At 61.8% G+C, this 4363-nt stretch carries 1 pseudogene; it reads left to right on the top strand.

Features of this window, described 5'->3' with window-relative positions:
* Window positions 1-4246: pseudogene (locus HU811_RS25465) on the top strand (LapA family giant adhesin); the annotation flags it as partial.
* Between the last annotated feature and the right edge of the window lie 117 nt (window positions 4247-4363).

Below are 4363 nucleotides of genomic sequence, written 5' to 3'. Positions count from 1 at the left end.
CAACGCTCCAGTCACCGGCGCTCCGCTGGTTGTCACGTTAAGCAACGGTCAAAGCATTACCATCCCCGTCGGCTCCAGCTCCGGCTCGGTGAACTTCGTTACGCAGAACGACGCATTGTCAGGTGGAGATTCGCTGAGCGTTAAGATCGACGACGCCCAGGGCGGTAACTACGAAAAACTCGACATCGATGCCACTCCGGCGGACACCACTGTCACTGACGTGCAGGACACGACTGGCCTGAGCCTGAGCGCTACCGACTCGGTTGCCGAAGGCGGTCAGATCACCTACACCGCAACCCTGACCAATGCCGCCGGCACCCCGGTCACCGTGACCCTGAGCAACGGCGCTGTAATCAACATCGCTGCCGGCGCCACCACCGGCACTGTGACCGTCGATGCGCCAAAAGACGACGTCTACAAAGACGCCGGCAAAGTCGAAGTCAGCATCGATAACGCCACCGGCGGCAACTTCGAGAACCTCGTCCCGAGCACCACGCCAGCGGTGACCGATGTCACCGACACCGTCGATAACACCATCGTCAGCATCACCGGCAGCACCTCGGTCACCGAAGGCCAGGCCGCCACGTACACCGTAAGCCTGACGAACCCGGCGCAAACCGAAGTGACGCTCAAGATCGTCTACAGCGGCACTGCCGCCGACGGTACGGACTTCACCGGCGTCTACACCGTGAAGATTCCGGCCAATGCCTCCAGCGCCACTTTCAACGTGGCGACGCTGGACGACAAGATCACCGAAGGTACCGAAAACTTCGTGGTCAAGATCGACTCGGCCACTGGCGGCAACTTCGAAAACCTGGCCGTCAGCGGCACCAACGGCAGCGTCAGTACGTCGATCATCGACAACGATGCACCGCCGGTACTGGACCTGGATGCCAACAATTCCAGCGGCAAGACTGGCGCCGATTACCAGGTGACCTTCACCGAAGGCACCACCGGCCCGGGCGTGTCCATCGGCGACACCGACCTGAAAATCACCGACCCGGACAGCACGATGCTGACCGGCGCCACCATCGTGCTGACCAACCGTCAGCCCGGTGATGCGCTAAACCTGGGTAACAGCGTCAACGGCATCAGCATCAACGCCAACAGCACCAACGGCACGGTCACCCTGACCCTGTCGGGCAATGCGACGCTGGCCGACTACATGCAGCAGATCAAAAACATCAGCTTCACCAACAGCAGCGACGACCCGAGCACCGTGCCGCGCATCATCACCGTGACGGTGACCGACGGTACGAGCTACTCCAACACCGCCACCACCACCGTGAACGTGGTCGGGGTCAACGATGCGCCGGTCGCAATTGGCGGCGCGGTAACCGGTACCGAAGACACCTCGCTGATTCTTGGCTGGTCGACCTTTGGTGTCAGCGATGTGGACAGCTCCGCATCCAGCCTTGGGATAAAAATCACCGGACTGCCTGCTGACGGCAAGTTGCAGTATCTGGACGGTGCAACCTGGAAGGACGTGGCCAACAACCAGACCTTCACCAAGACCGACATCGACGCCGGCAAGCTGCGCTTCACACCGGATACCAATGAATCCGGTGCCAACGGCAACGCGAACGGCGTGGGCGACCAGAAATCCGATTACGCGCAGATCAAGTTCCAGCCCACCGACGGCCAGGCACTGGGCACCACCGGTACCGTGAAAATCGACATCACGCCGGTCGCCGATGCACCGACCCTCAACGTGGCCGGCAACACCGTGACCTCCACGGGCCTGGTCAAGGAAGTCTGGACTGGCCTGTCGGGCCTGGGCACCGATGGCAGCGGCGCGCCGTCTGGCACGCTCAAGTCGGTGATCGATGCTGCGGGAACACCCAACAGCAGCACTACCGTGAACAACGTGCAGTCCGACAGCAACGTGAACCCGGGCACCGCGTCGAAAACCTCGGGCCTGATTTTCCTCGAAGCTGGCAAGACCTACACCTTCAGCGGCACCGGCGATGACAGCCTGTTGGTGACCATCGGTGGCAAGGATGTCGCGGGCATCACCTGGGGAGCGGGCGGCAAGCTCAACGGCTCGTTCACCCCGACCACCAGCGGCTACTACACCCTGGACATCTACCACCACAACCAGACCGGCCCGGGCAGCTATGACGTGAACCTGTCGGTCAACGGCAGCACCCCGACCGACCTGAGCAGTGCCGGCGTGCCGCTGTATACCGGCGTGGCTGATCTGGTGAATGCGGGCGTAACCGTTTCCGATCTGCACGGCACCAATGGTGAAGGCTACTACGACGGCTTCAAACTCAACGAAGGCGCCGAAGGCGGCAGTGTGAACCTGTCGAAGATCACCACGGCGCTGACCGATACCGATGGCTCCGAAAGCCTGAGCGTGAAAATCGGCGGGATCCCGGAAGGCAGCGTGCTGAGCGACGGTGCCGGCCACACCGCGACCGTGGGCAGCAATGGCGAAGCCTCGGTCACCGGCTGGAATCTGGGCAGCCTGACCCTGACGCCACCGACCTACTACAACGGCCAGTTCAACCTGACCGTCACGTCGACTTCCACCGAAGCCCTTGGTGGGTCGGCAACCACTACGGCGCAGATACCGGTCACGATTTATCCGGCGGTGTACACCTCCACCACGGCCACCTCTGGCAGTGACAATGTCACCGGCACTGACGGCAACGACATTGTGGTCGCCGACATCGGCGGTCTGACGGTGGTGCCGGGCGTCAACTACAACATCGCCTTCATGGTCGACAGCTCCGGCAGCATGAGCGCATCGTCCGTCACAGCCGCCAAGGATTCGTTGACCTCGGTGTTCAACACCCTCAAGCAGAGCATGGGCGGCAACTCCGGGACGGTGAACATCTTCCTGGCAGACTTCGACAGCCAGGTGAATAAAACCGTATCGGTCAACCTCAATGATCCGAACGCACTCGTACTGCTCAAAAGCGTGCTGGATTCGATGGTGTCCGGCGGCGGTACCAACTACGAGGATGTGTTCAAGACCACGGCCAACTGGTTCAAGAGCAGCGAAGCCCTGAGCAACACCGGCGCGACGAACCTGACGTACTTCATCACCGACGGCCAGCCGACCTACTACCAGTCCGGCGAGCAAACGAACCCGACCTTGTATGGCGACGTGAAGCTCGACAGCCTGATCACGACAGCCAACTACAAGCTGGGCCAGACGTTCAGCGCCGACCTGGACAGCACGCATCGCATTCAGGTAAACGCGTCCGGCGATGTCACGCTGCTGACCTGGAAAAAATCCTGGGGCGGTTATTGGAACAGTGAAGAGTTGGGCACCCTGCGCGCCCAGGGCGACGGCACGTATGAACTGTCGTATCGCGACGGCACGGGCAGCAGCACCAGCTCGACCACCACCAGCAACTCCCTGAGCGCTTTCGCACTGTTGAGCTCGGTGTCGGGCGTGGAAGCCATCGGCCTGAACAAAGGCGTGACGCTGGACGACCTGAAGGACTACGACTCCGACAAGACGCCGCAGACCAACATCGATCCCAAGAACCTGGCCGACTCCATCATCGGGCACACCGAAGCGACCCTGCCGGGCGCTGACACAGTCAATGGGGCAGACGGCAACGACATCCTGTTCGGCGACCTGGTGAGCTTCAATGGCATCGCCGGCGAAGGCTACCAGTCCATTCAGGCCTTCGTAGCCCAGCAGAACGGTGTGGAAGTCAGCAAAGTCACCACCAGCAACGTGCACCAATACATCACCGAGCACTACAGCGCTTTCGATGTGTCCGGTGCCAACGACGGTAATGACACACTGCTGGGCGGTGCCGGCAATGACATCATCTTCGGCCAGGGCGGCAACGACCTGCTCGACGGTGGCAAGGGCAATGACATCCTGCTCGGCGGCAAAGGCAACGACACGCTGATCGGCGGCCAGGGCAATGACACCCTGATCGGCGGCCTGGGTGGCGATACCTTTGTCTGGAAGTCCGGCGACACCGGCACCGACGTGATCAAGGACTTCAAGGCCGGCGAAGGTGACCGGATCGACCTGCGGGATCTGTTGCAGGGCGAGACCGGCAGCACCATCGACAATTTCCTGAAGATCAGCACGGTCGATGGCGTGTCGTCCCTGCAGGTCAGCACCTCCGGCAAGTTCAACGCGGGCGACGCCGCAGCGGCCACCCCGGACGTGACGATCAAGCTCGAAGGCAACAACTGGTCGAACATCAACCTGAACTCGTTGATCGCCGGCAGTGACCCGACCATCAAGATCGATCACAACAACAGCTGAACCTGACACAAACCCGTGGCGAGGGAGCTTGCTCCCGCTGGTTGCGCAGCAGCCCCTAAACAGGGGCCGCTTCGCGCGGGTGCGCCGGCCCGGCCCAGCGGGAGCAAGCTCCCTCGC

Source organism: Pseudomonas tehranensis (genome assembly GCF_014268615.1).
GTDB classification, from domain to species: domain Bacteria; phylum Pseudomonadota; class Gammaproteobacteria; order Pseudomonadales; family Pseudomonadaceae; genus Aquipseudomonas; species Aquipseudomonas tehranensis.
Note: the sequence above shows the minus strand (reverse complement) of the source record. Positions and strands in the feature narration are given on the sequence as shown.